Below are 25,239 nucleotides of genomic sequence, written 5' to 3'. Positions count from 1 at the left end.
CCTTGTCTGCCTTATACCCCTGGATCGCGGCCGCCGCCACTAGGAATCGTCCCGATGGTCACGATATGTCCGAGAGGCCCCTTGCGTGGGTGGACCGGCAGAACCCGCGACAGGAAGGCACACCGTGAACGTCGATCCCTGCTCGGGGGCCGAGGCGACCGACACCGACCCGCCGTGCCCCTCGGCGATGGCCCGCACGATCGACAGTCCCAGACCGGAGCCCTGGATGGCGCGCTCGTTGGCCGCGCTCGAGCGGAAGAACCGCGCGAAGACGCGTTCGTGGTCGGACTCCGGGATGCCCATCCCCGAGTCGGAGACGACGAGGCGGACCGTGTCCGGACGGCGGTCGTCGGGGTGCGCCGCGAGCGCGACCCGGCCGCCGTCGGGGGTGAACTTCACGGCGTTGGACAGCAAATTGGTGACCATCCGCTCGAGCGCGGCGGGGTCGCCCTCGATCCACAGCGGTCGCGGCGACACCTCGACCTCTCGCACGAGGTCGCGCTGCGCCGTCACCGTCTCGACCGACGTCCACGCGCTGGCGACGACGTCGGACAGGTCGCACCGGCGCGGGGTGAGCTCGAGACGTCCGGCCTCGATGCGGGAGTTGAGCAGGAGGTCCTCGATGAGCGAGAGCAGGCGACGGCCGTTGCGGTCGACGCGGGCCACGAGCTCGAGCTGGCGGTCGGTGAGAGCGCCGGCTGCGCCGTCCTCGAGCATCTCGGTGTAGCCGAGCACGCTGGCGAGCGGGGTGCGCAGCTCGTGGCTGATCGACGACACGAAGTCGGACTTCGTCCGGTCGAGCTGGGTCAGCTCCTCGACCGCCTCGCGCTCCCGCTCGAGCGCGACCTGCAGCGTGACCTCGACCTGACGGCGTCTCGTGACGTCCTCGGCGACGCCGAGATAGCCCGTGAGCTGCCCGCCCTCGTCGCGGATGCCGCTCATCGTCAGGGACACCGTGCGACGGGTGCCGTCCTTGCGGACGTAGGTCCAGTCACGGGTCTCGGTCGCGGCGCCGCCCCGGACCCGGTTCACGAGCACGTCGAATCCGGGCTCGACGCCGAGCTCCTCGGCACGGCGGTCGATCTCGGCGGGGTCGTGCAGCAGCGACCAGTCCTTGCGGCTCACGACCTCGGACGCGCGCCAGCCGAGCACGGTCTCGGCGCCGCGGTTGAAGAGCGTGATGACGCCGTCGAGGTCGGTGCCGATGATCGCGGTGGCCGTAGCGGCCTCGAGCACGGCCTCGACGAAGGTCCGGGCCGCCCGCTCGTCGGTGACGTCGACGCCGGTCTTGACGAGGTGGGTGCGGTGCCCGGTGTCGTCGGTGAGGTAGGCGTTGGTCCACACGATGTGACGCACGCCGAGTCCCGGGACGCGCCAGTCCTGCTCCTCGTGGAGCGGCACGGCGCCCTCGCCGATGCCGGCCATCTGTGCCGTGACCCGGTCGTGGTCCTCGACGGGGAAGACCTCTGCGGCAGGACGTCCGACGAGCTCGGCCTCGGGCGCACCGAGCAGCCGCGCCGCTGTCGCGTTGAGGCGCGCGATGCCCCCGGCGCGGTCGACGACGATGATGGCGCTGGCGGCGGTGTCGAGCACGACGCTGCTGAGCTCGACCTCGCTGCGCAGGTCGAGCAGGGCCGCGCGACGCTGCGTCGAGGCGACGGCGAGCGAGAGCGCGGTGACGGCGGCCGTGACGAGGAAGGCCTGGGTGAGCGCCCCGACCGTCTCGGGCCGGAGTCCGCCGACCTGCGCCGCCGCGGCGAAGGGTCCTCCGCCGATGCTCGTCAGCGTGACCGCCAGGACACCGACGACGAGCAGCTGGATCGCGACGGTGCGCAGCCCGAGACGCAGGGCGCCCCAGACGAGGACGGGGATCGGCAGGAACGCGAGCGGCAGGGCCTGCCCGGTGTTGAAGACCCAGGCCGTGAGCCCGACGACGACGACCCACTGGACGAGGTCCTCGAAGCCCGGGCGGCGGGTGCGCCGCGTGCCCACGGCGATGCCGAGGGGCGCGAAGACGAGCACGGCGGCGGCGTGCGAGGCGATGACGGCGGACGCCGTGGCGAGGAACGGCCCCCCGAGACCGATGCTGACCGTGAGCCCGGCGAGCAGGCCGAAGACGACAGCTCCGGCGAGCGTCGCCGCGAGGAGGTTCCAGAGATCCTCCATCGACGCGAGCGCGGGACGCCGTCCGCCGCGGGTCAGCAACCCGTAGACGACCGCCACCTCGGCGGCGTTGGCCACGCCGAAGCACAGGGCCACGAGGGGCGGGCGCCCACCGTAGGCGTTGGCGGCCGCGCTGGAGACGAGGACGCCCACGACGAAGAGCCAGGCCCGGGCACCCCGTGAGGTGGCGAGCAGGAACGACACCGCGAGACCGGCCGCGGGCCACCAGACGGCGACGGTCGACCCGGGCGGGGCGAAACGCACCGCGGTCGCCCCGAGGACGAAGACGCCCACGAGCGCCAGGACCGCCGCCACCCACCAGCGCGCGCGGCCGAGGGGCGGGCGGATCACGCGGGCGCCCCGTTCGGGGCCAGCGTCCCGGAGCTCGTCGGTCGACGCGGGGCGTCACGTGCAGCCTTCTCCGCTGACCTCATTGACTCATGATGTCGCAGAGAGACCGGCAATCCGGCAAAAGGGACTTTTCACACCTCGTGTCGTCGGTCGGTGCGACCGGTCGTCACCAGCCGGACTGCATCGCCGAGTGCTCGGGGGCCGGCGCCCGGGTCAGCTGGAGGAAGCCGCCGGGCATGTCGCGGCGGTCGATCGCCCGCCGGGTCATCCCCTTCGCCGCGGCGAGGGCGACGGCCTTGTCGACGAAGGTCGGCTCGGTGCAGATGAACTCGCGCCCCTTCCAGCGGATGGTGCAGCCGTCGGCGGCGCGGACGTTGCGGACCCAGTCGGTGCCTCGTCCCCACGGGAGGGCGATGATGAACGTCGACGGCGTGGGGATGACGGCGACGGGGGTCGCGTAGTCCTTGCCGCTCGTGCGTCCCTGGTGGCGCAGCACCGCCCAGAGCGGGAAGACACGGTGCCCGGCGAGCCGGACGGCGACCTTGTTGAACTGCTTGGCGCTTGCGGGTGGACCTGCCATCCCCACAGCATCCTCCCCACCGGCCTCGACGGGGCTCCTTTGAGCGAGGGCGTATGCCGTCGGGCCGGGTGCGACCGCGCGTCAGCCCAGGTGCCCGCGCACCGACACGTGCCCCTTGAGCAGGTTGCGCGCGATGGTGCGGCGCTGGATCTCGTCGGTGCCCTCGTAGATGCGCAGCAGGCGGAGCTCGCGGTACCACCGCTCGACGGGGAGCTCGCGGGTGTAGCCCATGCCGCCGTGCATCTGGAGCACGCGGTCGACGATCTCGTTGGCCTTGACGCCGCCGTAGAGCTTGGCCATCGACTGCGACTGGCGCGAGTCCAGGCCGCGGTCGACCTGCCAGGCGGCCGTCAGCACGAGCCAGCGCAACGCCTCGATCTCGACGGCGGAGTCGGCGACCATCCACTGGATGGCCTGGCGCTCGGCGATGGGCTGGCCGAAGGTGACCCGGTTGCGGGCCCACTCCATCCCCATCTCGACGAGCCGCTCGCACGAGCCGAGCGCACGCGCGGGCAGCATGTAGCGGCCCTTGCCGATCCACCGCATCGCGAGGTCGAAGCCCTTGCCCTCCTCGCCGAGGATCGCGGAGTGCGGCACGCGGACGTCGTCGAAGACGAGCGCGGCCGGACCCCACTCGCCCATCGTGTCGATGGGGGTGCTCGTCCACCCGCGGTCGCGGTCGACGAGGAAGCACGTGACGCCGCCGTCGGCGCCCTTCTCCTTGTCCGTCACCGCGAAGACCATGACGAAGTCGGCCTCGTTGCCGCCGGTGATGAAGGTCTTCTCGCCGTTGATGACCCACTCGTCGCCCTCACGTCGGGCGCTCGTGCGGATGGCGCGGGCGTCGGACCCGGCCCCCGGCTCGGTGATCGCGAAGCACGACCTGCGCGTGCCCTCGATCGTCGGGCGGAGGTAGGTGTCCTGCTGCTCCTCGGTGGCCGAGAAGAGGATGTTGTCGGCCTCGCCGGCGAACCGGAACGGCACGAACGACCGGCCGAGCTCGATCTCGATGAGTGCGGCGACGACGGCGCCCTGCCCCATGCCGCCGTGGCTCTCTGGCGTCTGGATGCCGAAGAAGCCCGACGAGCGGGCCTTGTCCTGAAGGGCTTTCAGCTCCTCGGCCGTCAGGCCGCGCTCGCCCCGCCGCTCGCGCTCGAGCACCTGAGGCTCGAGCGGCATGATCTCCTTGCGCACGAAGGTGCGCACCCAGTCGCGGATCTCGCGCTCCTCGGTGCTGAGGTCGAAGTCCATCGTCGGTCCCTTCGTCGTGCGGTCGGATGGGTCGTGCCGTCGGGCGCCCGCCGGGCGGGTGCCGTACGGCGGTGGTCAGCGGGCGGCATACCTCCGCAGCTCGGCCTTGGCGAGCGCGTTCTTGTGCACCTCGTCGGGGCCGTCGGCGAAGCGCAGCGTGCGGATGCCGGCGAAGGCGGCCGCGAGCTCGGTGTCCTGGCTCAGCCCGGCGGCGCCGTGGGTCTGGATGGCCTTGTCGAGGATCCACTCGACGGTCTTGGGCGTCGCGATCTTGATCGCCTGGATCTCGGTGTGGGCGCCCTTGTTGCCGACGGTGTCCATGAGCCAGGCGGTCTTGAGCACGAGCAGGCGCAGCTGCTCGATGCGCACGCGGGACTCGGCGATCCAGTCGCGCACGACGCCCTGCTCGGCGATGGGCCGCCCGAAGGCGACGCGCTCGGAGGCGCGCCGGCACATGGCCTCGATGGCGACCTCGGCGAGGCCGATCGAGCGCATGCAGTGGTGGATCCGGCCGGGGCCGAGGCGGGCCTGGGCGATGGCGAAGCCGGTGCCCTCGTCGCCGATGAGGTTGCTCGCGGGCACGCGGACGTCGGTGAAGCGCAGCTCGGCGTGGCCGCCGTGGTCGTGGTCGTCGTAGCCGAAGACCTCCATGCCGCGGACGACCTCGACACCGGGGGTGTCGCGTGGGACGAGGACCATCGACTGCTGGCGGTGCCGGTCGGCGTCGGGATCGGTCTTGCCCATGACGATGAGGACCTCGCACTCGGGGTTCATCGCGCCGGTGATCCACCACTTGCGGCCGTTGATGACGTAGTCGTCGCCATCGCGCCGGATGCTCGTGGCGATGTTGGTCGCGTCGCTGCTCGCGACGTCGGGCTCGGTCATCGCGAAAGCCGAGCGGATCTCACCGCGCAGCAAGGGTTTCAGCCACCGCTCCTGCTGCTCGGGCGTGCCGAACTGCGCGAGCACCTCCATGTTGCCGGTGTCGGGGGCGGCGCAGTTGAGGACCGCCGGCGCGAGGCGGATGGAGCGGCCGGTGATCTCGGCGAGCGGGGCGTACTGGAGGTTCGTCAGGCCTGCGCCGTGCTCGCCGGGGAGGAAGACGTTCCACAGCCCGAGGTCACGCGCCTCCTGCCGGAGGTCCTGGAGCACGGGCGCGGTGCTCCAGGCCCACCGGTCGGGGAGCGCCGAGACCTGCTCGTCGAAGACGGGCAGCGACGGCACGATGCGCTCACCCATGAAGCCGAGCAGCTCCTGACGCAGCTCCTCGGTGCGGGAGTCGAATCCGAAGTCCATGGTCAGCTCTTCTCCTTGACGGCGGCGAGGCCGGCGGTGACGAGGGGGACGGTGGCCTCACCGATGCGGGCGAAGCCGCTCCCCACCGTCTGGCCCCGGGTGTAGCGGTAGTGGATGCCCTCGAGGATGACCGCGAGCTTGAAGTAGGCGAGCCCGAGGTGGAACGACAGGTGCCCGAGGTCGCGACCGCTCGCGGCGGCGTATCGCTGACGCAGCTCGGGGCCGCTGATGAAGCCCGGCGTCCGCGAGACGTCGGAGACGGCGACGCTGTCCATCATGAGCGGAAGGGTCTGGTACGCCTCGAGCAGGGCGACGTCGGTGAGGGGGTCACCCAGCGTGGCCATCTCCCAGTCGAGCACCGCGGAGACCTCGTCGTCGCCGGTGACGAGGAGGTTGTCGAGGCGGAAGTCGCCGTGCACGATCGTCGGGTCGCCTTGTGCCGGAACGGATTCCGCGAGCCGCTCGTGCAGCTCGTCGATGCCCGGGAGGTCCCGGCCGCGGGAGGCGTCGAGCTGCTGCTTCCAGCGCCGCACCTGGCGCTCGAGGAAGCCGTCGGGGCGGCCGAAGTCACCGAGCCCGACCGACTCGGGGTCGACGGCGTGCAGGGCGACGAGGGTGTCCACCATCCGCTCGCTGATCGCCCGCACCCGTGCGGCGCCGAGGGGCTGGAGCTGCGCCTCGAAGCGGTAGGGCGTGCCGTCGACGCGCTCCATGACGTAGAACGGCGCCCCGATGACGTCGGGGTCGTCGCAGACGGCATACGTCATGGGGACGGGGACGGCGGTGTCGCGCAGGGCGGTGATGACGCGGTGCTCGCGCCCCATGTCGTGCGCGGTGGCGAGCACGTGGCCGAGCGGCGGGCGGCGCACGATGACGGATCGGGTGCCGTCGCCGACCTCGTAGGTGAGGTTCGACTTCCCGCCCGCGACGACCCGCCCGCTGAGCGGGCCCGACAGCAGGTCGGGCACCGTGTCGTCGAGGAAGCCCCGGAGCCGGTCCAGCGGCAGGCCGGGCGGATCCCCGTCTGGGGCGGCGTCGCGGGCGTCGGTCACGTCAGTCCTTCGGTCCGCCGGCGACGTAGATGACCTGGCCGGAGACGAAGCCGGCCTCGTCGCGCACGAGGAAGGAGGTCGTCGCCGCGATGTCCTCGGGCTGGCCGACGCGGGCCACGGGGATCTCCTTGGCGGCACCCTCGAGGAACTGCTCGAAGGTTATGCCCATGCGCTCGGCCGTCTGGCGCGTCATGTCCGTCGCGATGAAACCGGGCGCGATGGCGTTGGCGGTGACGCCGAACTTGCCGAGCTCGATGGCGAGGGTCTTCGTGAAGCCCTGCAGGCCGGCCTTGGCGGCGGAGTAGTTGGCCTGGCCGCGGTTGCCGAGCGCCGAGGTGGAGCTGAGGTTGACGATGCGACCGAACTTCGCGTCGATCATGTGCTTCTGCGTCGCCCGCGTCATGAGGAAGGAGCCGCGCAGGTGGACGTTCATGACGGCGTCCCAGTCGTCGGCGCTCATCTTGAAGAGCATGTTGTCGCGGATGATGCCGGCGTTGTTGACGAGCACCGTCGGGGACCCGAGCTCGGACGCGACGCGGTCGACGGCCGTCTGCACGGCCGCCTCGTCGGAGACGTCGACACCGACGGCGAGACCCTTGCCACCCGCGGCCTCGATCTCGGAGACCACTGCGGCGCAGGCGGACTCGTCGAGGTCGAGGACGGCGACGGCATACCCGTCGGTGGCGAGGCGCTTGGCCACGGCGGCACCGATGCCGCGCGCGGCCCCGGTGACGATGGCGGTGCGCTTGGCGTCGGTCGTGGTGGCGGGCTGGTCGGTCATGCGGGCTCCTGGGTCGGGGTGGAGGTGGTGGTCTGCCGGGTCTGGTCGTCGAGCTTCTGCTGGAGCCGGTTCATGCCGGCGAGCCAGGCGTCGGGGTGGGCGGCCCGCTGCGCGTAGTAGCCGCCCACCTCGGGGTGCGGGAGGACGTAGAACTCGTCGCCCGCGAGCGCACGGAACGCGGCGTCGGCGACCTCGTCGGCGGTGAGCGTCGCATCGAGGGTCAGCAGGTCCTTGAGCGGGCCGGAGCCGTCGAGCATCCGGGTCTGCACCCCCTGGGGACAGATCGCCTGCACGACGATCCCGCGGTGGCGGTACGTCGCGCTCAGCCACTCGGCGAAGGCGACGGCACCGTGCTTGCTCACGGAGTAGGGCGCGTCGCCGAGCATCGTCAGCAGCCCGGCCGCCGACGCGGTGACGACGAGGCGTCCGCCGCCGGTGTCGAGCCAGCGCGGCACGAGGTGCCGGGCGGCGCGCACGTGGGCCAGGACGTTGGTCTCGAGGGTGCGGGTCCACTCGTCGTCCGAGGCGTCGAGCCCCTTGAGGGTGCCGATCCCGGCGTTGGCGAAGAAGACGTCGACGTGCCCGAGGCGGTCGTATGCCGTGTCGACGAGGTGCCGCACGCCGGCGTCGGTCGACGTGTCGCCCGGCACCGCGACGGCACCGATCAGCTCGGCGGTCGTCGCGAGCTCGGCCGCGTCGAGGTCGGCGACGACGACCTGCCAGCCCTCGCGGGCCAGGCGGGTGGCGATGGCGCGGCCGATCCCCCGGGCTGCTCCGGTGACGACGGCGGTGTCGGGCATGCTGCTCCTCGCGATGGACTAAGCGCTTGCTTACCTTGACGACAAGGAGCCCCCCACGTCAAGTGACCCCACCCCTCGACCATCGAGGGGCGACGGCTCGCGCGGTCGTCAGCCGGCGACGCGCTCGATGAAGGCGACGGCCCGGTCCAGCGCCTCACGCCCGTCGGCGGTGTCGAGGTCGAACTGGAACTCGTGCCCGAGCCGCGGCTCGTGGCCGTCGTCGAAGAGCAGGGCGTCGTGGTCGACGCCGTGCCGGTCCAGCGCCCCGACGAGCGCGACCGTGTGCGGGAGGAGCGGGTCGCCGTTCCCGGCCGAGACGAAGGCCGGGGGGAACGACGAGGTGACGTGCTCCGGCACCGAGCCCTGGCGGGTCGTCCGCTCGTCGTGGCGTCGGCTCGAGCCGAGGTAGGACCAGATGGCCGTGTCGACGAGCCAGCTGCCCAGCCGGGTCGACCCCTGCGCGAGGGTGAAGTCGTAGGCACCGCAGAAGAGCACGACACCCTTGAGGGACGCCGGTGGCACGTCGACCTCGATGCCGACGTCGCTCGCGTAGGCAGCGTCGCTGGCGAGCAACGCGACCTGGGCGGCGATCTGGGCGCCCGCCGAGTCGCCGGCGAGGACGATGCGCCCGGGGTCGACGCCGAGCCGGTCGGCGTGGTCGACGAGGTGGGCGAGTGCCGCCGCCACCTGTCGGACCGGCGTGGGGTAACGCGAGCCGGGGGCGATCGAGTAGTCCACGCCGACCGTCGTGAAACCGCGGCCGGCGAGCACCCGGAGGTAGTTGGCGACGTCGCGCTTCGACCCGGACACGAACGCACCCCCGTGCACCCAGACGACCGTGGGCAGCGGCTCGGTCCGAGGCGGCCGGAAGACGTCGAGCCGCCCGTCGGGGGAGGCGATGTCGTACGCCTCGTCGACGACCTCGACGAGGTCGCCAGGGACGTGCTTCTCCAGGGCGGCGCTCGCGCGCGCGGCCCCACGGTCGAAGACGGCCCGGATGAGCAGGGCCGACGGCCACGGCGTCGTCCGGGCGGTCACGAGCAGCGCGCCGGCCGCGGTTGCCGTGCCCAGCGCGGCCCTGCGCGCGAGACCGCGAGTCCGGTCGACGATGCCACCCATGCGGCGAATCTAGTCCGGACGGCCGGCAGGAGGTGAGCGCGCGACCGCGGAGGGCGACCCACGGGGCCTCTCGACCGCGGAGGTGGTGGGTGTCGGCGGGGCGGGGGAGGATCGGGGCATGCAGCTCTCCGACGTCGTCACCACCTCGCACACCGTCGCCGCCACGTCGTCGCGCACGGCGAAGGTCGAGTCGCTGGCGGCCTGCCTGCGGCGGGCGGCGCAGGACGGTCCCGACGTCGTCGAGGTCGTGACGGCCCACCTGTCGGGGGCGCTCCCCCAGCGGCGCATCGGCGTCAGCTGGCGCGGGCTGCAGGGTCTGCCCGACCCGGCGGAGACCTCGACCCTGACCGTCGAGGAGGTCGACGCCGCGGCCACCGCGATCGCCGCCATCGGCGGGTCCGGGTCGGGCGCGGCGCGCTCCTCCGCCGTGCGCGAGCTCTTCGCGCGCGCCACCGCCGACGAGCAGGCGTGGCTGCGCGGACTCATCACGGGCGAGACCCGTCAGGGCGCGGGCGACGGCGTCATGCTCCAGGCGATCGCCAAGGCCGCCGACGTCCCCGACGCCGCGGTGCGACGAGCCGTCATGGTCGCCGGCTTCGCGGGCCCGGTCGCCCGCGCCGCCCTCGCCGGGGGCACGGACGCCCTCGAGTCGCTGACCCTCGAGGTCGGCCGCCCGCTGCGACCGATGCTCGCCGGCTCGGCCCCCGACGTCGCCACGGCGCTCGCCACGCTGGGAGGCGAGGTCGTCGTCGAGACCAAGCTCGACGGCATACGCCTGCAGGCGCACGTCGACAACCGCACGAGCCCGGGCACCGTGCGCCTCTTCACGCGGACGCTCGACGAGGTCACCGACCGGATGCCCGAGATCACCGAGGCCCTCGCAGCCCTCGACGTCGAGACCCTCGTCCTCGACGGCGAGGTCATCGCCCTCGGCGACGGCGGTCGCCCCCAGCCCTTCCAGGTGACGGGCGCCCGCACGGCGAGCAGCGCCGACGTCGACCGGTTGCGCGAGGAGGTGCCGCTCACGCCGTACTTCTTCGACCTGCTCCACCTCGACGGCGAGGACCTCCTCGACGAGCCTGCCCACGTGCGCTGGGAGCGCCTGGCCGCGACGGTGCCGCCGGCGTGGCGGGTGCCACGGGAGCGCACCGACGACCCCCAACGCGCAGCGCGGTTCTTCACCGACCTCGTCGCTGCCGGCCACGAGGGCGTCGTCGTCAAGGACCCCGCGCTGCCGTATGCCGCCGGACGCCGGGGTCCGGGGTGGGTCAAGGTCAAGCCGCGGCACACCCTCGACCTCGTCGTGCTGGCGGTCGAGTGGGGCAGTGGCCGCCGTCAGGGATGGCTGTCCAACATCCACCTCGGCGCCCGCGACGCCGAGTCGGGCGAGCTCGTCATGCTCGGCAAGACGTTCAAGGGGATGACCGACGAGATGCTCACGTGGCAGACCGAACGGTTCAGCGGTCTGGCGCTCGACCCGGCGGACGTCGAGGCGGGACGTTCGGGCCAGCAGTGGGGCGTCGTCCCCCTCCGCCCCGAGCAGGTCGTCGAGATCGCCTTCGACGGCGTGCAGAAGTCGTCGCGCTACCCCGGCGGCATGGCCCTGCGCTTCGCCCGGGTGCTGCGCTACCGCGACGACAAGCCGGTCTCCGAGATCGACACCGTGCAGACCGTGAGGTCGCTCGCCGGCTGGTGAGCGGGGCCCCGCCGGGGGCCGCCGTCCGGCGCGTCGTGAGATGGCACGCCGCTATCTGTTGCCTACGCCACGGTACGTAGGTAAGTTCCGGCGCGACGACAGATTGCGTGAATTCTTCACATTCCTGGAGGCACCATGTCCATGTCCGAACTCTCACGTCGCTCCGTGATCGCGGGCGGCCTCGCCGCTGCGGCAGCCGGTGCCGCGGCCGGCAGCGCGCGTGCCGCGTCGGGCCCCGCCCCTGCAGCCACTGCCGGCGAGACGGGCTGGGTGACCGCCACGATCGCCCGGATGTCCTTGGAGGAGAAGGTCGGTCAGCTCTTCATCCAGAACGTCTACGGCAAGGACGCCACGACGCCCGACAGCCGCAACCTCCCGCTCTACGGCGTCGCGAGCCCGGCCGAGGTCGTGCAGAAGTACCACCTCGGCGGTGTCATCTACTTCGCCTGGACCGACAGCGTGCAGAACCCCGACCAGATCGTCGGCCTCTCCAACGGGCTGCAGAAGGCGGCCCTGACGCAGGCGAGCAAGGTCCGGGTCCCGCTCCAGATCGCGACCGACCAGGAGCAGGGCGTCGTGACACGCATCGGGCCGCCCGCCACGCAGTTCCCCGGCTCGATGGCCCTCGGGGCCGGCCGGAGCGCCGCCGACGCCCGCACCGCCGCGGCGATCACCGGCCGTGAGCTGCTCGCGATGGGCGTCAACACGAACTTCGCGCCCGACTGCGACGTCAACGTCAACCCGCTCAACCCCGTGATCGGCACCCGGTCCTTCTCGTCGCGGGCCGCCCTCGCCGCCGAGCTGGCGGCCGCGCAGGTGGCCGGCTACCAGCGCGACGGTGGCGTGGCGTCGTCGGCCAAGCACTTCCCCGGCCACGGTGACACCGCGACCGACAGCCACGTCGCGTTCCCGATCATCACCCACACGCGCGAGCAGTGGGAGTCGATCGACGCCCCGCCCTTCAAGGCCGCCATCAACGAGCAGATCGACATGATCATGACGGCGCACCTGTCGTTCCCGGCGCTCGACGACTCGGGCAACCCGGCCACGCTGAGCAAGCCGATCATGACCGGCGTGCTGCGCGGGGAGCTCGGCTACGAGGGCGTCATCGTCACCGACTCCCTCGCCATGCAGGGCGTCCGCGACCTCTACGGCGATGCCGAGGTGGCCGTCCGGGCGCTGCTCGCCGGCGTCGACCAGCTGCTCATGACCCCGGCGATGGACGACGCCTACGCCGCCGTCATCGCCGCGGTCCGCAGCGGTCGCATCCCGCGCAGCGAGCTCGACGCGAAGGTGCGCCGCGTGCTGGGCCTGAAGTACCGCCGCGGCATCGTGGCCCGCCCGTACGCCGACCCTGCCGCCCTCTCGGCGGTCGTCGGCACCCCCGCGCACCTCGCGTCGGCGAGCTCCGTCACCGACCGCACGACGACGCTCGTCAAGAACGACGCCAAGGCCCTCCCGATCGCCCCGGCCGGCAAGAAGGTCCTCGTCACCGGCTACGGCGTCTCGACGACGGCCACGCTCGCGGCGGCGATGACGGCCAAGGGTGCGACGGTGCAGACCGTCCAGACGGGCACGTCGCCCACCGACGCGGCAGTGGCCTCCGCCGTCGCCGCGGCCGCCGACAAGGACGTCGTCGTCGTCACGACGATGAAGGCCTGGGACACGAGCGTCACCGACACCCGTGGCGGTCAGCAGAAGCTCGTCAAGGCGCTGCTCGCGACCGGGAAGACCGTCGTCGTCGTCGCCGTGCGCGACCCCTACGACATCGCCTACTTCACGAGCGCCCCGACCTACGTCGCGACGTACTCCTACAGCCCGGTTGCGATCGAGGCGGCCGCTCGCGTCATCGTCGGGGACGTCGCGCCGACGGCCTCGCTGCCCGTCGACATCCCCGTCGCCGGCGACCCGGCCACGGTGCTCTACCCGTTCGGGCACGGGCTGACCTACTGACATGAGCGCCCTGCACCGGGTGGCCGCGGCGGCTCTCGTCGCCGCCGCGGCCACGGCCACCGCGCTCGTGCCTGCGAGCGCCCACGGCGTGCCGGCAGTCACCTCGTCCGTCCCGCCGGTCCGGGCCGTCGTCGCGACGTACAACATCCACGCGGGCGCAGGCAGCGACGACGTCTACGACCTCGACCGCACCGCGGCGGCGATCCGGGCCCTCGACGCCGACGTCGTGGGCCTCGAGGAGGCCGACGTCCACTGGGGCGAGCGCAGCCGCTTCGACGACACCGTCACCGAGCTCGGGCGCCGGCTCGGGATGCGCACCGCGTTCGCCCCGATCTACAGCCTCGAACCTCCGGCACCCGGCGCACCGCGCCGCGAGTTCGGCGTCGCCCTGCTCTCGCGCCATCCGATCGTCGCCGTGGAGAACCACGACCTGACCCGACTCTCGACCCAGGACCCGAACCCGTCGCCCGCCCCGGCACCGGGCTTCCTCGAGGCCACGGTGCAGATCGGAGGGGCCCGCACCCACGTCTACGTCACCCATCTCGACTACCGCGGCGACCCGACCGTCCGACGTCTCCAGGTCGCCGACACGCTCGCGATCCTCGACGAGGACCCGCCCGGCGCCGACCAGGTGCTGCTCGGGGACCTCAACGCCGACGCGAGGGCGCCCGAGCTGGCCGGCCTCTGGACCCGGCTGCGCGACGCCTGGGCCGTGGCCCCGGATCGCGACGGCGAGCCCGGCCTCAGCTACCCGGCCCTCGACCCCACCAAGCGCATCGACCTCGTCGCCGTCTCCCCCGGCATCGACGTCGTGCACGCCAGCACCGCCAACGACCCCGCCCACGTCGGCGCGAGCGACCACCGTGCCGTCGCCGCGACCGTCCTGCTCGACCAAGGATCGGAGAGCTCCAGATGACCAACCTCAACCGCAGGCAGCTGCTCACCGCCGGCGCACTCGGCGCCGTCGCCATCCCCGCCACCGCGGCCGGATCCGTTGCTGCACAGGCCGGCCCGACGGCATACGCCGGCAACTACCCCAACAACCCCGTCACGACGGGCGCGCAGAGCGCAGCCGCGGCCGGCTGGTCGGCGCTCTCGGGCCAGAAGGTCGGGGTCATCACCAACCCGACCGGCATCCTCACCAACCTGCGCACGATCGTCGACGAGATGCACGAGTCCGGAGCCGTCGACATCGTCGGCGTCTTCGGGCCCGAGCACGGCTTCCGCGGCACGGCGCAGGCCGGCGACTCCGAGGGCAACCACACCGACCCGCGCACCGGGCTCATGGTCTACGACGCCTACGGCGCCAACGCGGCCAAGATGACGACGCTCTTCCGCACGGCCGGGGTCGAGACCGTCGTCTTCGACATCCAGGACGTCGGCTCGCGCTTCTACACCTACATCTGGACGATGTACACGGCCATGCGCGCGGCCGTCGCCGTCGGCGCCCGCTTCGTCGTGCTCGACCGACCGAACCCCATCGGCGGCAAGGCGATCGGTCCGATGATGACGACGCCGTGGACCTCCGGTGTCGGCGCCAAGGAGATCGTCCAGGCCCACGGCATGACGGTCGGCGAGCTCGCCCGCTACTTCGACGGCGAGTTCCTCACGGCCGACGCCGGTGGCCGGCTCGCCGAGCTGTCCGTCATCGAGGTCAAGGGCTGGCGCAGGGACGTGCCGTATGCCGTCACCGGGCTCCCCTGGGTCATGCCGAGTCCCAACATGCCGACCCCCGACACCGCGCTCGTGTATCCCGGCACGGGGATGTTCGAGGGGACCAACCTGTCCGAGGGCCGCGGCACGACCCGGCCGTTCGAGCTCATCGGCGCGCCCTACGTGGACTACAGGTGGGCCGAACGCCTTGCGGCGCTGGACCTTCCGGGCGTCGGCTTCCGCGAGGCCTACTTCTCCCCCACGTTCAGCAAGCACACCGGTCTCGTGTGCGGCGGCATCCAGCTGCACGTCACCGACCCGTCGGCCTTCGACCCGATCCGCTCGACCGTCGAGATGCTCGTGGCTGCCAAGGCGCTCTACAGCGACTTCGCCTGGCGCTACGACTCCTACGACCCGGCTCGGCCCTACTGGATCGACAAGCTGACCGGCTCGCAGCGGCTGCGCACCCAGATCTCGGCCGGTGCCTCCGCCGACGAGGTCGTCGGCGCGTGGCGCGACGAGCTCGCAGCCTTCGACGCGCGGCGCCAGCAGTACCTCCTCTACCGCGGCCCCTCGAACTGACCTGTCCACCGGCTCACCACCCGCTGCACGACCTGTTGCACGATCTAGGAGTGACATGCGCCTGCGCACCCTCGTCCCCGCTGCCCTCGGCAGCCTCGCCCTCGCGGGCAGTCTCGTGACCGCGGGACCCGTCGGCTCCGCGACGGCCGACGACTTCAGCAAGCCCGACCGCGGTTTCGCGCCGCCCAACACCGTGCTGTCCGACGCGAGCCCCGCGTCGGTCGGGCTCGACCCGGCCCCGATCGCCGAGGCCGTCGACCGCATCCACGCCCACGAGCAGGTCGACGCGAGCGGCCACCCGCTCTTCGCCGGTGCCGTCGGGATCATGGGACACGAGGGACGCATCGTCGAACGCGACGCGAGCGGCTGGGCGCTGCGCTACGCCGACGCGAGCACCGAGCTCCCCCGCGACCAGTGGGAGCCGATGCGCACCGACACGATCTTCGACCTCGCCTCGGTCTCCAAGCTCTTCACCTCGATCGCCGTCGTCCAGCTCATCGAGGAGGGGCGCGTCTCCCTCGAGAGCCCGGTGGCGGCCTACCTCCCGGAGTTCGCCGCCAACGGCAAAGGGGCCGTCACGGTGCGCCAGCTGCTGACGCACACGTCCGGCTTCACGTCCTGGCTCCCGCTCTGGAGCAAGTGGCCCGACAAGGCCTCGCGCATCAAGGCCGTCATGGACCAGCCGCTGACCAACGCGCCGGGCACGACCTACCTCTACAGCGATCTCAACCTCATCACCCTCGGCGTCATGGTCGAGAAGCTGCGGGGCGAGCCGCTCGACGCCGTCGTCCACGACCGGATCACCGCGCCGCTCGGCATGAAGGACACCGGCTACAACCCCACGGAAAAGGCCCGGACGGCGGCGACCGAGTACCAGACGGCGCCGCCGCGCGGCATGGTCCGAGGCGAGGTCCACGACGAGAACGCCTGGTCGCTGGGCGGGGTCGCCGGGCATGCCGGCGTCTTCTCCACCGTCGACGACCTCGCGATCCTGTCCCAGGCGCTGCTCAACGGCGGCTCCTACCGCGGCGAGCGCATCCTCAGCCGCAAGAGCGTCGAGGCCCTCATCACGAACTTCAACGGCGCCTTCCCCGGCGACTCGCACGGTCTCGGCTTCGAGCTCGACCAGCGGTGGTACATGGACGCGCTGTCCGGGCCGCGCACCGCGGGCCACACCGGCTACACGGGCACATCGATCGTCATCGACTTCACGTCGCGGTCGTTCGCGATCCTGCTCACCAACCGCGTGCACCCCTCCCGCAACTGGGGATCGATCAACCTCGCCCGTCGCGAGTGGGCCCACGGACTCGCGGCGTCGATGGGCATCCGCCCGCGCCATGGCGACACCGCCTGGTTCACGGGGTCCGACAACGCGACGACCACCACCCTGACGACGCCCGCCCTCCCCGTGGGTCCGGGGGGCGCACGCCTCGGCTTCGACCTCTTCCTCGACACCGAGGAGACCGACCTGCTCCACCTCGAGCGCTCCACCGACGGTGGTGCGACGTGGACGGCTCTGCCGTTCGACGTCGTCGACCGTGGGCAGACCGAGACGGCCGACGGCGTCATCTCCGGCGCCGGCACGAGGCGCTGGGTGCAGGTGCGGGCCGACCTGCCGGCCGGGTCGCAGCTGCTGCGCTGGCGGCACACGACCGACGGGGGCTACCTCGGTCGCGGCGTCGCCGTCGACGACGTGGTCGTGCGGGGGCCCGGTGGCGTGCTGCTCGACGGGGAGAAGACACCCGACGCCTTCACGGCGGACGGTTGGCGGCTCGCCGGCCGCGACGCCGTAGCGTAGGCCCATGCCCAGGACCGAGGACGGGGCTTCGTCCCCCGCAGGTGCCGCGAGCGCGTCGCTGCTCATCCGCCTGCGGGGGATCAAGCCCTCCCTGTCGCCCGCCGAGGACCGTGTCGCCGACATCGTCCTCGCCGACGCGCGCCGAGCCGCCGGCCTGACCATCAGCGAGCTGGCCACGGCCGCACGCACGTCCGAGACGACGGTGCTGCGCTTCTGCCGACGGCTCGGGCTGCCCGGCTACCCGCAGCTGCGTCTCGCGCTCGCCGAGGAGTCGGCGCACCCGCGCACGATGAACCGCGGCGGCACCGACATCAGCGCGAGCGACACCATCGACGACATCATCGCCAAGGTGGCCTTCAGCGACGCGAGCGCCGTCGAGGAGACGGCCCAGCAGCTCGACCGCGACGCCCTCGCCTCGGCGGCGGCGGCCATCGCCCGGGCCGGTCGCGTCGACATCTACGGCATCGGCGCGAGCTCGATCGTCGGCACCGACCTCCAGCAGAAGCTGCACCGCATCGGCATCGTCGCCTTCGCGTGGAACGACCCCCACATCGCCCTGACGAGCGCGACGCTGCTCGGCCCCGGCGACATCGCGGTGGGCATCTCGCACTCCGGCACGACGACCGAGACCATCGAGGCGCTGGCCGCGGCGCGCTCGACGGGTGCGCGGACGCTCGCGATCACGAACTTCCCGCTGTCCCGGCTCGCCTCCGGCGTCGACATCCTGCTGACGACGGCGGCCCGCGAGACGAGCCTGCGTTCCGGCGCCACCGCGAGCCGCATCGCCGCCCTCACCGTCGTCGACTGCCTGTACATCGCCGTCGCCCAGCGCAACCTCCGCAAGGCCCGCAAGGCCGTCGCCGACACCCGTGAGGCCGTCGCCGGCCACCACGTCACCGACTGACCCGTCGAGCCGCCACCCTCGAGTGAGCGCCTGACCACAGTCGAGTGAGCGCCTGACCACCCTCGAGTGAGCGCCCGACCACACTCGAGTGAGCGCCCAGCCCCAGGCGCAGGGTCCCCGGACGCAACGCGTGGGACGGAGCGCTCACTCGAGTGGGACGGAGCGTTCACTCGAGGGTCGGGGGACCGTGACGGGAATGTTACTCATTTACGGCATTGACGCTGACGACGTAGGAAACTAACCTCGCACGGGTGAGCAGCGAGGTGACCGTGGACGCCCCCACCGAGGAGCGCCATCCGGGGACGACGTCCATCGACACGCACACCTCTCTCGACATCCTCCGGGCACTCAACGCCGAGGACGCGACGGTGGCCGGTGCCGTGGGCGAGGTCCTCCCCGAGCTGGCCCTCCTCGTCGACCGCGCGGTCGAGTCGCTCCGCGCCGGCGGGGCCGTCCACTACTTCGGCGCCGGCACGTCCGGACGCCTCGCCGTGCTCGACGCCGCCGAGCTGCGCCCCACCTTCAACGCCCCGGCCGGCCTCGTCGTGGCCCACCACGCGGGCGGGCCCGGCGCGCTGCTCGAGGCCGTCGAGAACGTCGAGGACGACGTCGACCTCGGTCGCGAGGAGGCCGGGGCCCTGCGTCCCGGCGACATCGCCATCGGCCTCACGGCCTCCGGGCGTACGCCGTTCGTGGCCGGCGCTCTCGCGCGGGCTCGCGAGCTCGGCGCCGTCACGGCCCTCGTCACCGCCAACCCGGACGCCGAGGTCGCCGTCCACGCCGACCTGCTGCTCGCCGTGCGCACCGGGCCCGAGGCGTTGACCGGCTCGACGCGCCTCAAGGCCGGCACCGCCCAGAAGCTCGTCCTCAACTCGTTCTCGACCGCCGTGATGATCCGCCTCGGCCGCACGTGGAGCAACCTCATGGTCGACGTCGTCGCGACGAACGCCAAGCTCCGCGGCCGCGTCGTCCGGATCCTCCAGGAGGCCACCGGCGCCGACGCCGAGCAGGCCCGCCAGGCTCTCGACGACGCAGACGGCGAGCTCAAGCCCGCGTTGCTCTCGATGCTCGCGGGCGTCGACGCGGCCACGGCCCGCGACGCCATCGCCGCCCACGACGGATCCGTGGCCCACGCGCTGACGTCCCTCGGCGGCCACGCAGCCACCCCGACCGCTTCCGTGCCCGAACGCTGAACCCACCCTCCCACCCCACGTGCCGACCCCCAGGCACCCAGCAGAACCCGACAGGAGCACCACCATGACGTTCGCCTCACGCCTCCCCGGCTCGTCGCGGCGCGCACGCCGCACGGTCCTGACGATCGCCGCGCTCTCCGGAGCGCTCGTCGTGACCGCCTGCTCGCCGTCCTCCTCCGGCTCCTCGAGCACGGGCGACGACGGCAAGGTCACCCTGACGGTGTGGTCGTGGCGCGTGGAGGACGAGGCCGCATACAACAAGATCTTCGACGCCTACGAGAAGGCGCACCCGAACGTCAACGTCGACTTCAAGGCGTTCAAGGCGACGGAGTACAACAAGATCCTCGCGACCGGCCTCGCCGGCTCGAGCGGTCCCGACGTGCCCCAGGTGCGCTCCTACGGCCAGCTCCAGGGCACCGTCGCGAGCAAGTCGCTGCTGCCGCTCGACGGCAAGGTCGACCTCGCGGGCTGGGACGAGAACGTCGTCGCGAGCGCCAAGGGCAAGGAGGACGGCAAGACCTACTCCGTGCCGCTCGCCCGCCAGACGGTGCAGATGTTCTACAACCAGGGCCTCTTCGAGAAGAACGGCATCGCGGCCCCGACGACGTGGGCCGAGTTCATCGCCGCGAACGACAAGCTCATGGCCGCCGGCGTGACCCCGATCGCCATCGGCGCCAAGGACGACTGGACGCTCCCGATCGTCCACGAGGTCCTCGCCGGCGCGCGCTTCGGCGGCAAGGCGTTCCAGTCCCAGGTGCTCTCGGGCCAGAAGACGTTCACCGACCCCGACTGGGTCGGCTCCGTCAAGGTCGTCGGCGACCTCGAGAAGTACATGCCCAAGAACGCCACCGGAGTGGCCCAGACCGACGCCCAGACGCTCTTCTCGGCCGAGAAGGCCGCGATGATCCCCGGCGGCAGCTTCGACCTGTCCGTCTTCCAGAAGGCCAACCCAGCCATGAAGATCGGCATCTTCCAGGTGCCGCCGGCGCCCGGCTCGCCGAGCGGGTCCGAGGCGACGACGGCAGGATGGGCCGATGGCAACTTCGGCGTCTCCGCCAAGTCGAAGCACCCGACCGAGGCCACGGAGCTCGTGAAGTGGATGACCACGAAGGAGTTCGGCCAGATGGTCAGCGACGACATCAAGCAGCTCTCGGCCGTGCCGGGGGTCGAGCCCACCGACCCGCTGCTCAAGCAGATGAGCGAGAACTACACGAAGTCCGGCTCGCCGTACCTGCTGCTCACCGACTTCCGCTACGGCGCGCCCACGGGCACCGACCTGCTCGGCAAGGGCCTGCAGGAGATGCTGCTCGGCTCCAAGGACGCCGCCGCGGTGAGCGAGGACCTCGAGACCGGCGTCAAGACCTGGTTCAAGCCGAGCGCGTGACGGTTCCTGCATGAAGCGCCGCACCGGCCTGGTCTTCGTCGCTCCGGCGCTCGCGCTCTTCGCGGTGTTCGTGCTCTACCCGATGGTGACGGCGTTCTCCTACGCCTTCTTCCAGTGGCAGGGCACGACCCGCGGAGCGTTCGCGGGGGTCGAGAACTTCGTGACGCTCTTCACCAGGGCCCCGTTCACGACCGACCTGCCGCGAGCGCTGCTGCACAACGTGCTCTTCTTCGTCGGCACGATGCTCATCCAGAACACCTTCGGGCTGACGATCGCCTACCTGCTCTACACGCGCCCGCGCAGCCGCCGGATGCTGCAGACGCTCTACGCGATGCCCTACCTCGTGAGCCCGATCGTCATCGGCTACCTCTGGACGCTGCTGCTGTCGCCGACGTTCGGCCCGGTCAACACGCTGCTGACGAAGGTCGGCCTCGAGTCCTGGGCCCTCCCGTGGCTTGGCGACCCCAAGACGGCGATCTGGGTCGTCATCCTCGTCAGCGTGTGGCAGTGGATCGGCTTTCCCGTGCTGCTCTACGGCGCCGCACTGGGTGGCGTCCCGGAGGAGCTGACCGAGGCGGCGCGCGTCGACGGCGCGAGCAACCGGCAGGCGTTCTTCAAGATCACCTTGCCGCTGCTCGTGCCCGCCATCGGCACGGTGTCGGTGCTGACGTTCATCTTCGCCATGGAGGCCTTCGCGCTGCCCTACGCATTCGGTGGTTCCACCGGAAACCCCGCGGGCGCAACGGACTTCGTGTCACTGCTCTTCTACCGCACGGCGTTCGACTCGGGAGCGACCGACGCCATCGGCAGCTCGTCGGCGCTCGCCACGCTGCTCTTTCTCATCATCTTCGGTGGCGCCTACGCCGCCACGGCCGTGCTGCGCCGTCACGAGCGGAGGATCACCGCATGACCACGGCCGTCGTCACCACCGAGGCGCCTCAGGAGCAGGTGGCCGCCCGTCCTGCGCAGGGCAGCCGCCGCCCACCGCGGGTCAACCGTCCCGTGGGCGGCGCGGGGGCCAGCGTGCTCCTCTGGGGGTATGCCGCCCTGGCGCTCGTGCCGCTGCTGCTCATGGTGAGCAACAGCTTCCGCACCAACGCCGACCTCATCACCGACCCGCTCGGCCTCCCCGCTCCCCCGACGACGGCGAGCTACGTCGAGGCGTGGACCACCGGCAACTTCGCGACGTACTTCGGCAACTCGCTCCTCGTCACCGTGGGCGCGGTCGCGATCTCGACCGCCGTCGCGACGATGGCCGCCTACGCGCTGGCCCGCGGCCGGTCGCGGATCTTCCGGTGGCTCGAGGCGCTCTTCCTCTCCGGCCTGATGCTGCCGATCCACCTCGCGATCCTGCCGATCTTCTACCTCTTCGACGGGCTCGGGCTCATCGACTCACGGCTCGGCCTCATGCTCATGTACGCCGCGTCCGGCATCCCGTTCTCGATCTTCGTCCTCACGACGTTCTTCCGGCAGCTGCCGGAGGAGCTCGAGGAGGCGGCGGCGCTCGACGGCGCGAGCAGCTGGCAGACCTTCTGGCGGATCATGGTCCCGCTCGTGCGCCCGGCCCTCGCGACCGTGGCCGTCTTCCGGTTCGTGCCGATCTGGAACGACTTCCTCTTCCCGCTCGTGCTGCTGCGTAGCGAGGACAAGTACACCCTCCCGGTCGGCCTGACGAGCTTCTTCGGCGAGAACGCGACGAACTACTCGGCCGTCTTCGCCGGGCTCGTCATCACGACGGTCCCGCTCATCGTGCTCTTCCTCGTGGCCACGAAGCAGATCGTCGCGGGCTTGACCGCCGGCATGGCGAAGTGATCGGCTCGCTCGCGTGAGCGAGCAGCGGGTCGTGGCCGTCGACGTCGGCGGGTCGGGCCTGCGACTGCAGTTGTGTGCCGCGTCGCCCGGTCCCGTGCTCACGGCACCGGGCGTGCGGGTCGGTGCGGGCGGCATCGACGTCGCAGCCCTCGTATCTGACGCCCGCGCCCTGCTGGGAGCGAGTCCGGACGACGAGCGCGGCCGTGGCACCGCGGCTCCCGCGGTCGTCGTCTGGTCGATGCGCGGCCTGCTCTTCCTCGCCGACCGGGCGGAGGTGCTGCGCACCGTGGCGCAGGGCCTCGGCGCCGAGCGCACCGTCGTCGTCAGCGACGCCGTCGCCAACCTCGTCGGCGCGACGGGCCGCATCGGTCCGGGCGCGGTCGTCGCGGCGGGCACCGGGGCGGTCGCGTTCGGCACCGACTTCGAGCAGCAGTGGCGCCGGGTCGACGGGTGGGGGCACGTGCTCGGCGACGCGGGGTCGGCGGCGACCCTCGGCATGGCAGGACTCCGCGCAGCCCTGCGCGCGCACGACGGGCTGCCCGACGGGTCGTCCGCCCTGCTGGCCGCGGCCACCGACCTGCTCGGCCCTCCCGAGGGCTGGCCACGACTCGTCATGACGAGCCCCGACGCCCCCGAGCGCCTCGCCGCCGTCGCCCCGCTCGTCACGACAGCCGCCGCCGACGACGAGGTCGCCCGCGCCCTCTGCGTCCGCTCCGGCGTCGACCTCGCCGACTCGCTGCTTCGCGCAGCAGAGGGCCTGACCGACCCGATCCTCACCGCGACCGGTGGCCTCCTCGGCGCCCGACCGGTCACCGACGCCCTGGACGACCGTCTGGCCGCGGCCGGAGGCGGCGCCCGGCGTTCACCAGCCCTCGGAGGGGCGCTCGACGGTGCACTGCACCTGGCCCGGCACCTGCGCGACACCGGCAGCGTCCCCGAGCACCCGGCATACCTGCTCGTCGGCTGACACGGGGAGAGCGGGTACGTCACCCGTCGGTCCGAGCCGCCAGGTCTACGCTCGGGCTGCCCCCTCACGAGCCGACTGGAGCCCGCATGTCCGAGCACGACGCCCACCGCCCCGGCCTCGGGTCGATGCCACACGACGACGGGACCGCCTTCCGCGTCTGGGCGCCCCACGCCGACGCCGTCGCGGTGACCGGCAGCTTCACCGACTGGTCGGGCGACGGCCAGGCGATGGTCGCCGAGGGGAACGGGCACTGGTACGCCGATGTCCGCGATGCCCACCCGGGTGACGAGTACCAGTTCGTCATCACGAACGGCGACCAGCGCCTCATGCGGATCGACCCCCGCGCCCGCGTCGTCACGAACTCGTCGGGCAACGCCGTGGTCTACGACCGCGACGCCTTCGACTGGGGCGGCGACACGTTCGGCTGCCCGCCGCACGACGAGCTCGTCATCTACGAGACCCACATCGGCTCGTTCGTCGCCACCGAGGGCGACGCCGGTGACCTCGGCGGCCTGGCCGGCAAGCTCGGCTACCTCGCCGAGCTGGGCATCAACGCCATCGAGCTCATGCCCGTCGCCGAGTTCGCCGGCGACTACTCGTGGGGCTACAACCCGTCGAACCCGTTCGCCGTCGAGAGCAACTACGGCGGAGCCGACGCTCTCAAGGCGTTCGTCAAGGAGTCGCACCGGCACGGCATCGCCGTCATCCTCGACGTCGTCATCAACCACTACGGCCCGAGCGATCTCTCCCTCTGGCAGTTCGACGGCTGGAGCGAGGACGGCAAGGGCGGCATCTACTTCTACAACGACGAGCGCTCGTCGACCCCGTGGGGTGACACCCGGCCCGACTACGGCCGCGAGGAGGTCCGCGCCTACCTCCACGACAACGCCCTGATGTGGCTCGAGGAGTTCCACCTCGACGGGCTCCGGTTCGACGCGACCCTCTACGTGCGCACCATCGACGGTCTCGGCAGCGGCGACCTGCCCGAGGGCTGGGACCTCATGCGCTCGATCACGACGACGATCCGCGATCGGCACCCCGACAAGATCATCATCGCCGAGGACCTCCAGTCCGACCCGGCGATCACCTCCCCCGACGAGGGCGGCGCCGGTTTCCACGCGCAGTGGGACACGAGCTTCGTCCACCCGGTGAGGGCGATGCTGACGGCCGTCGACGACGCGGAGCGCTCGATGACCGGGCTCGCGGACGCCCTGCGGGGCAACGACGAGCCGTTCCGGCGGATCGTCTACACCGAGAGCCACGACGAGGTGGCCAACGGCAAGCTCCGGGTCCCCCACGAGGTCGACGGCGGCGACCCGAGCGGCTGGGCGGCGCAGAAGCGCGCGACGCTCGGCTACGCGATCGCCCTGACGGCGCCCGGGATCCCGATGCTCTTCCAGGGCCAGGAGTTCCTCGAGGACGAGTGGTTCCGCGACGACGTGCCGCTCGACTGGGAGCGGGCCGAGCAGTTCCGCGACATCGTGCGCCTCGGCCGTGACCTGATCCACCTGCGCCGCGACGTCGACGGCGTCTCCCGCGGCCTGCGCGGCGAGGGCTTCGAGGTGCTGCACCTCGACGACGAGGCCAAGGCGCTCGCCTGGGCCCGTCGCTCCGGCGACGACGTCGCCGTGGTCGTCGTCAACGCGAGCGCCGAGGCACGCGACATCACGACGGGTATGCCGTCCGCGGGCCCGTGGGCGGTCCGCTTCAACTCCGACGCAGCGACCTACAGCGCCCTCTTCGCGGGTCACGAGACCCACGACGTGGACGCGGTGGACGAGCCGCTCGACGACCAGCCCGCGACCGGCACCGTCTCGGTGGGCGCCTACACCCTCGTCGTCCTCACGCCCGCGTGAGTCCCGGACGGCTCGTCACGACGTCGTAAGGGTCTCGTCATGGCGCCG

20 protein-coding genes are annotated in these 25,239 nt (G+C 72.0%); 12 read left to right on the top strand and 8 right to left on the bottom strand.

Annotated elements, in window-relative coordinates; all coding sequences use genetic code 11:
• Positions 1–39: 39 nt before the first annotated feature.
• From H283_RS26515 to H283_RS0105275, 8 genes are all read right to left on the bottom strand, one after another.
• Positions 40–2,514, bottom strand: coding sequence for an ATP-binding protein (locus H283_RS26515; RefSeq protein ID WP_020142482.1), 2,475 nt, complete (start codon positions 2,512–2,514; stop codon positions 40–42).
• Between the two features lie 166 nt (positions 2,515–2,680).
• Positions 2,681–3,094, bottom strand: coding sequence for a nitroreductase family deazaflavin-dependent oxidoreductase (locus H283_RS24115; protein ID WP_020142481.1), 414 nt, complete (start codon positions 3,092–3,094; stop codon positions 2,681–2,683).
• 81 nt (positions 3,095–3,175) lie between these two features.
• Positions 3,176–4,345, bottom strand: coding sequence for an acyl-CoA dehydrogenase family protein (locus tag H283_RS0105300; RefSeq protein WP_020142480.1), 1,170 nt, complete (start codon positions 4,343–4,345; stop codon positions 3,176–3,178).
• A 75-nt stretch (positions 4,346–4,420) separates the two neighbouring features.
• The gene (locus H283_RS0105295) at positions 4,421–5,641 is read right to left on the bottom strand and encodes an acyl-CoA dehydrogenase family protein (protein ID WP_020142479.1); all 1,221 of its coding nucleotides are present in this window, start codon (positions 5,639–5,641) and stop codon (positions 4,421–4,423) included.
• A 2-nt stretch (positions 5,642–5,643) separates the two neighbouring features.
• On the bottom strand, positions 5,644–6,693 hold the full coding sequence (locus H283_RS0105290) for a phosphotransferase family protein (protein WP_020142478.1): 1,050 nt from the start codon (positions 6,691–6,693) through the stop codon (positions 5,644–5,646).
• A gap of 1 nt (position 6,694) precedes the next feature.
• Positions 6,695–7,474: a 3-oxoacyl-ACP reductase FabG gene (gene fabG, locus H283_RS0105285; RefSeq protein ID WP_020142477.1), complete on the bottom strand. Its 780-nt coding sequence runs from the start codon at positions 7,472–7,474 to the stop codon at positions 6,695–6,697.
• On the bottom strand, positions 7,471–8,274 hold the full coding sequence (locus H283_RS0105280; RefSeq protein ID WP_020142476.1) for an SDR family oxidoreductase: 804 nt from the start codon (positions 8,272–8,274) through the stop codon (positions 7,471–7,473). The genes fabG and H283_RS0105280 overlap by 4 nt, the downstream gene beginning before the upstream one ends.
• 108 nt (positions 8,275–8,382) lie before the next feature.
• Complete coding sequence (locus H283_RS0105275; protein WP_020142475.1) at positions 8,383–9,393, bottom strand: alpha/beta hydrolase; 1,011 nt, start codon at positions 9,391–9,393, stop codon at positions 8,383–8,385.
• A 118-nt stretch (positions 9,394–9,511) separates the two neighbouring features.
• Here H283_RS0105275 and H283_RS0105270 point away from each other — a divergent pair, with 118 nt between their 5' ends.
• From H283_RS0105270 to H283_RS0105215, 12 genes are all read left to right on the top strand, one after another.
• Positions 9,512–11,089 (top strand): ATP-dependent DNA ligase, encoded by a 1,578-nt coding sequence (locus tag H283_RS0105270; protein WP_020142474.1) that lies wholly within the window; start codon positions 9,512–9,514, stop codon positions 11,087–11,089.
• 141 nt (positions 11,090–11,230) lie between these two features.
• Positions 11,231–13,042 carry a glycoside hydrolase family 3 protein gene (locus H283_RS0105265; RefSeq protein ID WP_156022976.1) on the top strand — a complete coding sequence of 604 codons (1,812 nt, stop codon included), beginning with the start codon at positions 11,231–11,233 and terminating at the stop codon, positions 13,040–13,042.
• A 1-nt stretch (position 13,043) separates the two neighbouring features.
• Positions 13,044–13,958 (top strand): endonuclease/exonuclease/phosphatase family protein, encoded by a 915-nt coding sequence (locus H283_RS0105260; protein WP_020142472.1) that lies wholly within the window; start codon positions 13,044–13,046, stop codon positions 13,956–13,958.
• A complete protein-coding gene (locus H283_RS0105255) occupies positions 13,955–15,277 on the top strand; it encodes an exo-beta-N-acetylmuramidase NamZ domain-containing protein (protein ID WP_020142471.1) in 1,323 nt (440 codons plus the stop codon). The genes H283_RS0105260 and H283_RS0105255 overlap by 4 nt, the downstream gene beginning before the upstream one ends.
• Before the next feature lie 55 nt (positions 15,278–15,332).
• A complete protein-coding gene (locus tag H283_RS0105250) occupies positions 15,333–17,075 on the top strand; it encodes a serine hydrolase (protein ID WP_020142470.1) in 1,743 nt (580 codons plus the stop codon).
• A gap of 4 nt (positions 17,076–17,079) precedes the next feature.
• A complete protein-coding gene (locus H283_RS0105245) occupies positions 17,080–17,979 on the top strand; it encodes a MurR/RpiR family transcriptional regulator (protein WP_020142469.1) in 900 nt (299 codons plus the stop codon).
• 251 nt (positions 17,980–18,230) lie between these two features.
• Positions 18,231–19,172, top strand: a complete 942-nt coding sequence (locus tag H283_RS0105240) for an N-acetylmuramic acid 6-phosphate etherase (protein WP_020142468.1) — start codon at positions 18,231–18,233, stop codon at positions 19,170–19,172.
• Between the two features lie 64 nt (positions 19,173–19,236).
• A complete protein-coding gene (locus tag H283_RS0105235) occupies positions 19,237–20,556 on the top strand; it encodes an ABC transporter substrate-binding protein (protein ID WP_020142467.1) in 1,320 nt (439 codons plus the stop codon).
• Positions 20,557–20,566: 10 nt separating this feature from the next.
• Entirely contained in the window at positions 20,567–21,466 is a 900-nt protein-coding gene (locus H283_RS0105230; RefSeq protein WP_020142466.1) for a carbohydrate ABC transporter permease, read from the top strand.
• The gene (locus H283_RS0105225) at positions 21,463–22,368 is read left to right on the top strand and encodes a carbohydrate ABC transporter permease (RefSeq protein ID WP_020142465.1); all 906 of its coding nucleotides are present in this window, start codon (positions 21,463–21,465) and stop codon (positions 22,366–22,368) included. Before H283_RS0105230 ends, H283_RS0105225 begins: the two co-directional genes overlap by 4 nt.
• A 13-nt stretch (positions 22,369–22,381) precedes the next feature.
• The gene (locus tag H283_RS0105220) at positions 22,382–23,335 is read left to right on the top strand and encodes an N-acetylglucosamine kinase (RefSeq protein ID WP_020142464.1); all 954 of its coding nucleotides are present in this window, start codon (positions 22,382–22,384) and stop codon (positions 23,333–23,335) included.
• Positions 23,336–23,421: 86 nt separating this feature from the next.
• Positions 23,422–25,191: an alpha-amylase family glycosyl hydrolase gene (locus H283_RS0105215; protein WP_020142463.1), complete on the top strand. Its 1,770-nt coding sequence runs from the start codon at positions 23,422–23,424 to the stop codon at positions 25,189–25,191.
• The last annotated feature ends 48 nt before the right edge of the window (positions 25,192–25,239 follow it).

The sequence above is a fragment of the Terracoccus sp. 273MFTsu3.1 genome, assembly GCF_000383675.1.
GTDB lineage: Bacteria > Actinomycetota > Actinomycetes > Actinomycetales > Dermatophilaceae > Terrabacter.
Note: the sequence above shows the minus strand (reverse complement) of the source record. Positions and strands in the feature narration are given on the sequence as shown.

Coding starts and splice junctions, on each gene's coding strand:
- H283_RS24115 (WP_020142481.1), bottom strand. CDS start 3,094: ATGGCAGGTCCACCCGCAAGCGCCAAGCAGTTCAACAAGGTCGCCGTC.
- H283_RS0105300 (WP_020142480.1), bottom strand. CDS start 4,345: ATGGACTTCGACCTCAGCACCGAGGAGCGCGAGATCCGCGACTGGGTG.
- H283_RS0105295 (WP_020142479.1), bottom strand. CDS start 5,641: ATGGACTTCGGATTCGACTCCCGCACCGAGGAGCTGCGTCAGGAGCTG.
- fabG (WP_020142477.1), bottom strand. CDS start 7,474: ATGACCGACCAGCCCGCCACCACGACCGACGCCAAGCGCACCGCCATC.
- H283_RS0105280 (WP_020142476.1), bottom strand. CDS start 8,274: ATGCCCGACACCGCCGTCGTCACCGGAGCAGCCCGGGGGATCGGCCGC.
- H283_RS0105275 (WP_020142475.1), bottom strand. CDS start 9,393: ATGGGTGGCATCGTCGACCGGACTCGCGGTCTCGCGCGCAGGGCCGCG.
- H283_RS0105270 (WP_020142474.1), top strand. CDS start 9,512: ATGCAGCTCTCCGACGTCGTCACCACCTCGCACACCGTCGCCGCCACG.
- H283_RS0105265 (WP_156022976.1), top strand. CDS start 11,231: ATGTCCGAACTCTCACGTCGCTCCGTGATCGCGGGCGGCCTCGCCGCT.
- H283_RS0105260 (WP_020142472.1), top strand. CDS start 13,044: ATGAGCGCCCTGCACCGGGTGGCCGCGGCGGCTCTCGTCGCCGCCGCG.
- H283_RS0105255 (WP_020142471.1), top strand. CDS start 13,955: ATGACCAACCTCAACCGCAGGCAGCTGCTCACCGCCGGCGCACTCGGC.
- H283_RS0105250 (WP_020142470.1), top strand. CDS start 15,333: ATGCGCCTGCGCACCCTCGTCCCCGCTGCCCTCGGCAGCCTCGCCCTC.
- H283_RS0105245 (WP_020142469.1), top strand. CDS start 17,080: ATGCCCAGGACCGAGGACGGGGCTTCGTCCCCCGCAGGTGCCGCGAGC.
- H283_RS0105235 (WP_020142467.1), top strand. CDS start 19,237: ATGACGTTCGCCTCACGCCTCCCCGGCTCGTCGCGGCGCGCACGCCGC.
- H283_RS0105230 (WP_020142466.1), top strand. CDS start 20,567: ATGAAGCGCCGCACCGGCCTGGTCTTCGTCGCTCCGGCGCTCGCGCTC.
- H283_RS0105225 (WP_020142465.1), top strand. CDS start 21,463: ATGACCACGGCCGTCGTCACCACCGAGGCGCCTCAGGAGCAGGTGGCC.
- H283_RS0105215 (WP_020142463.1), top strand. CDS start 23,422: ATGTCCGAGCACGACGCCCACCGCCCCGGCCTCGGGTCGATGCCACAC.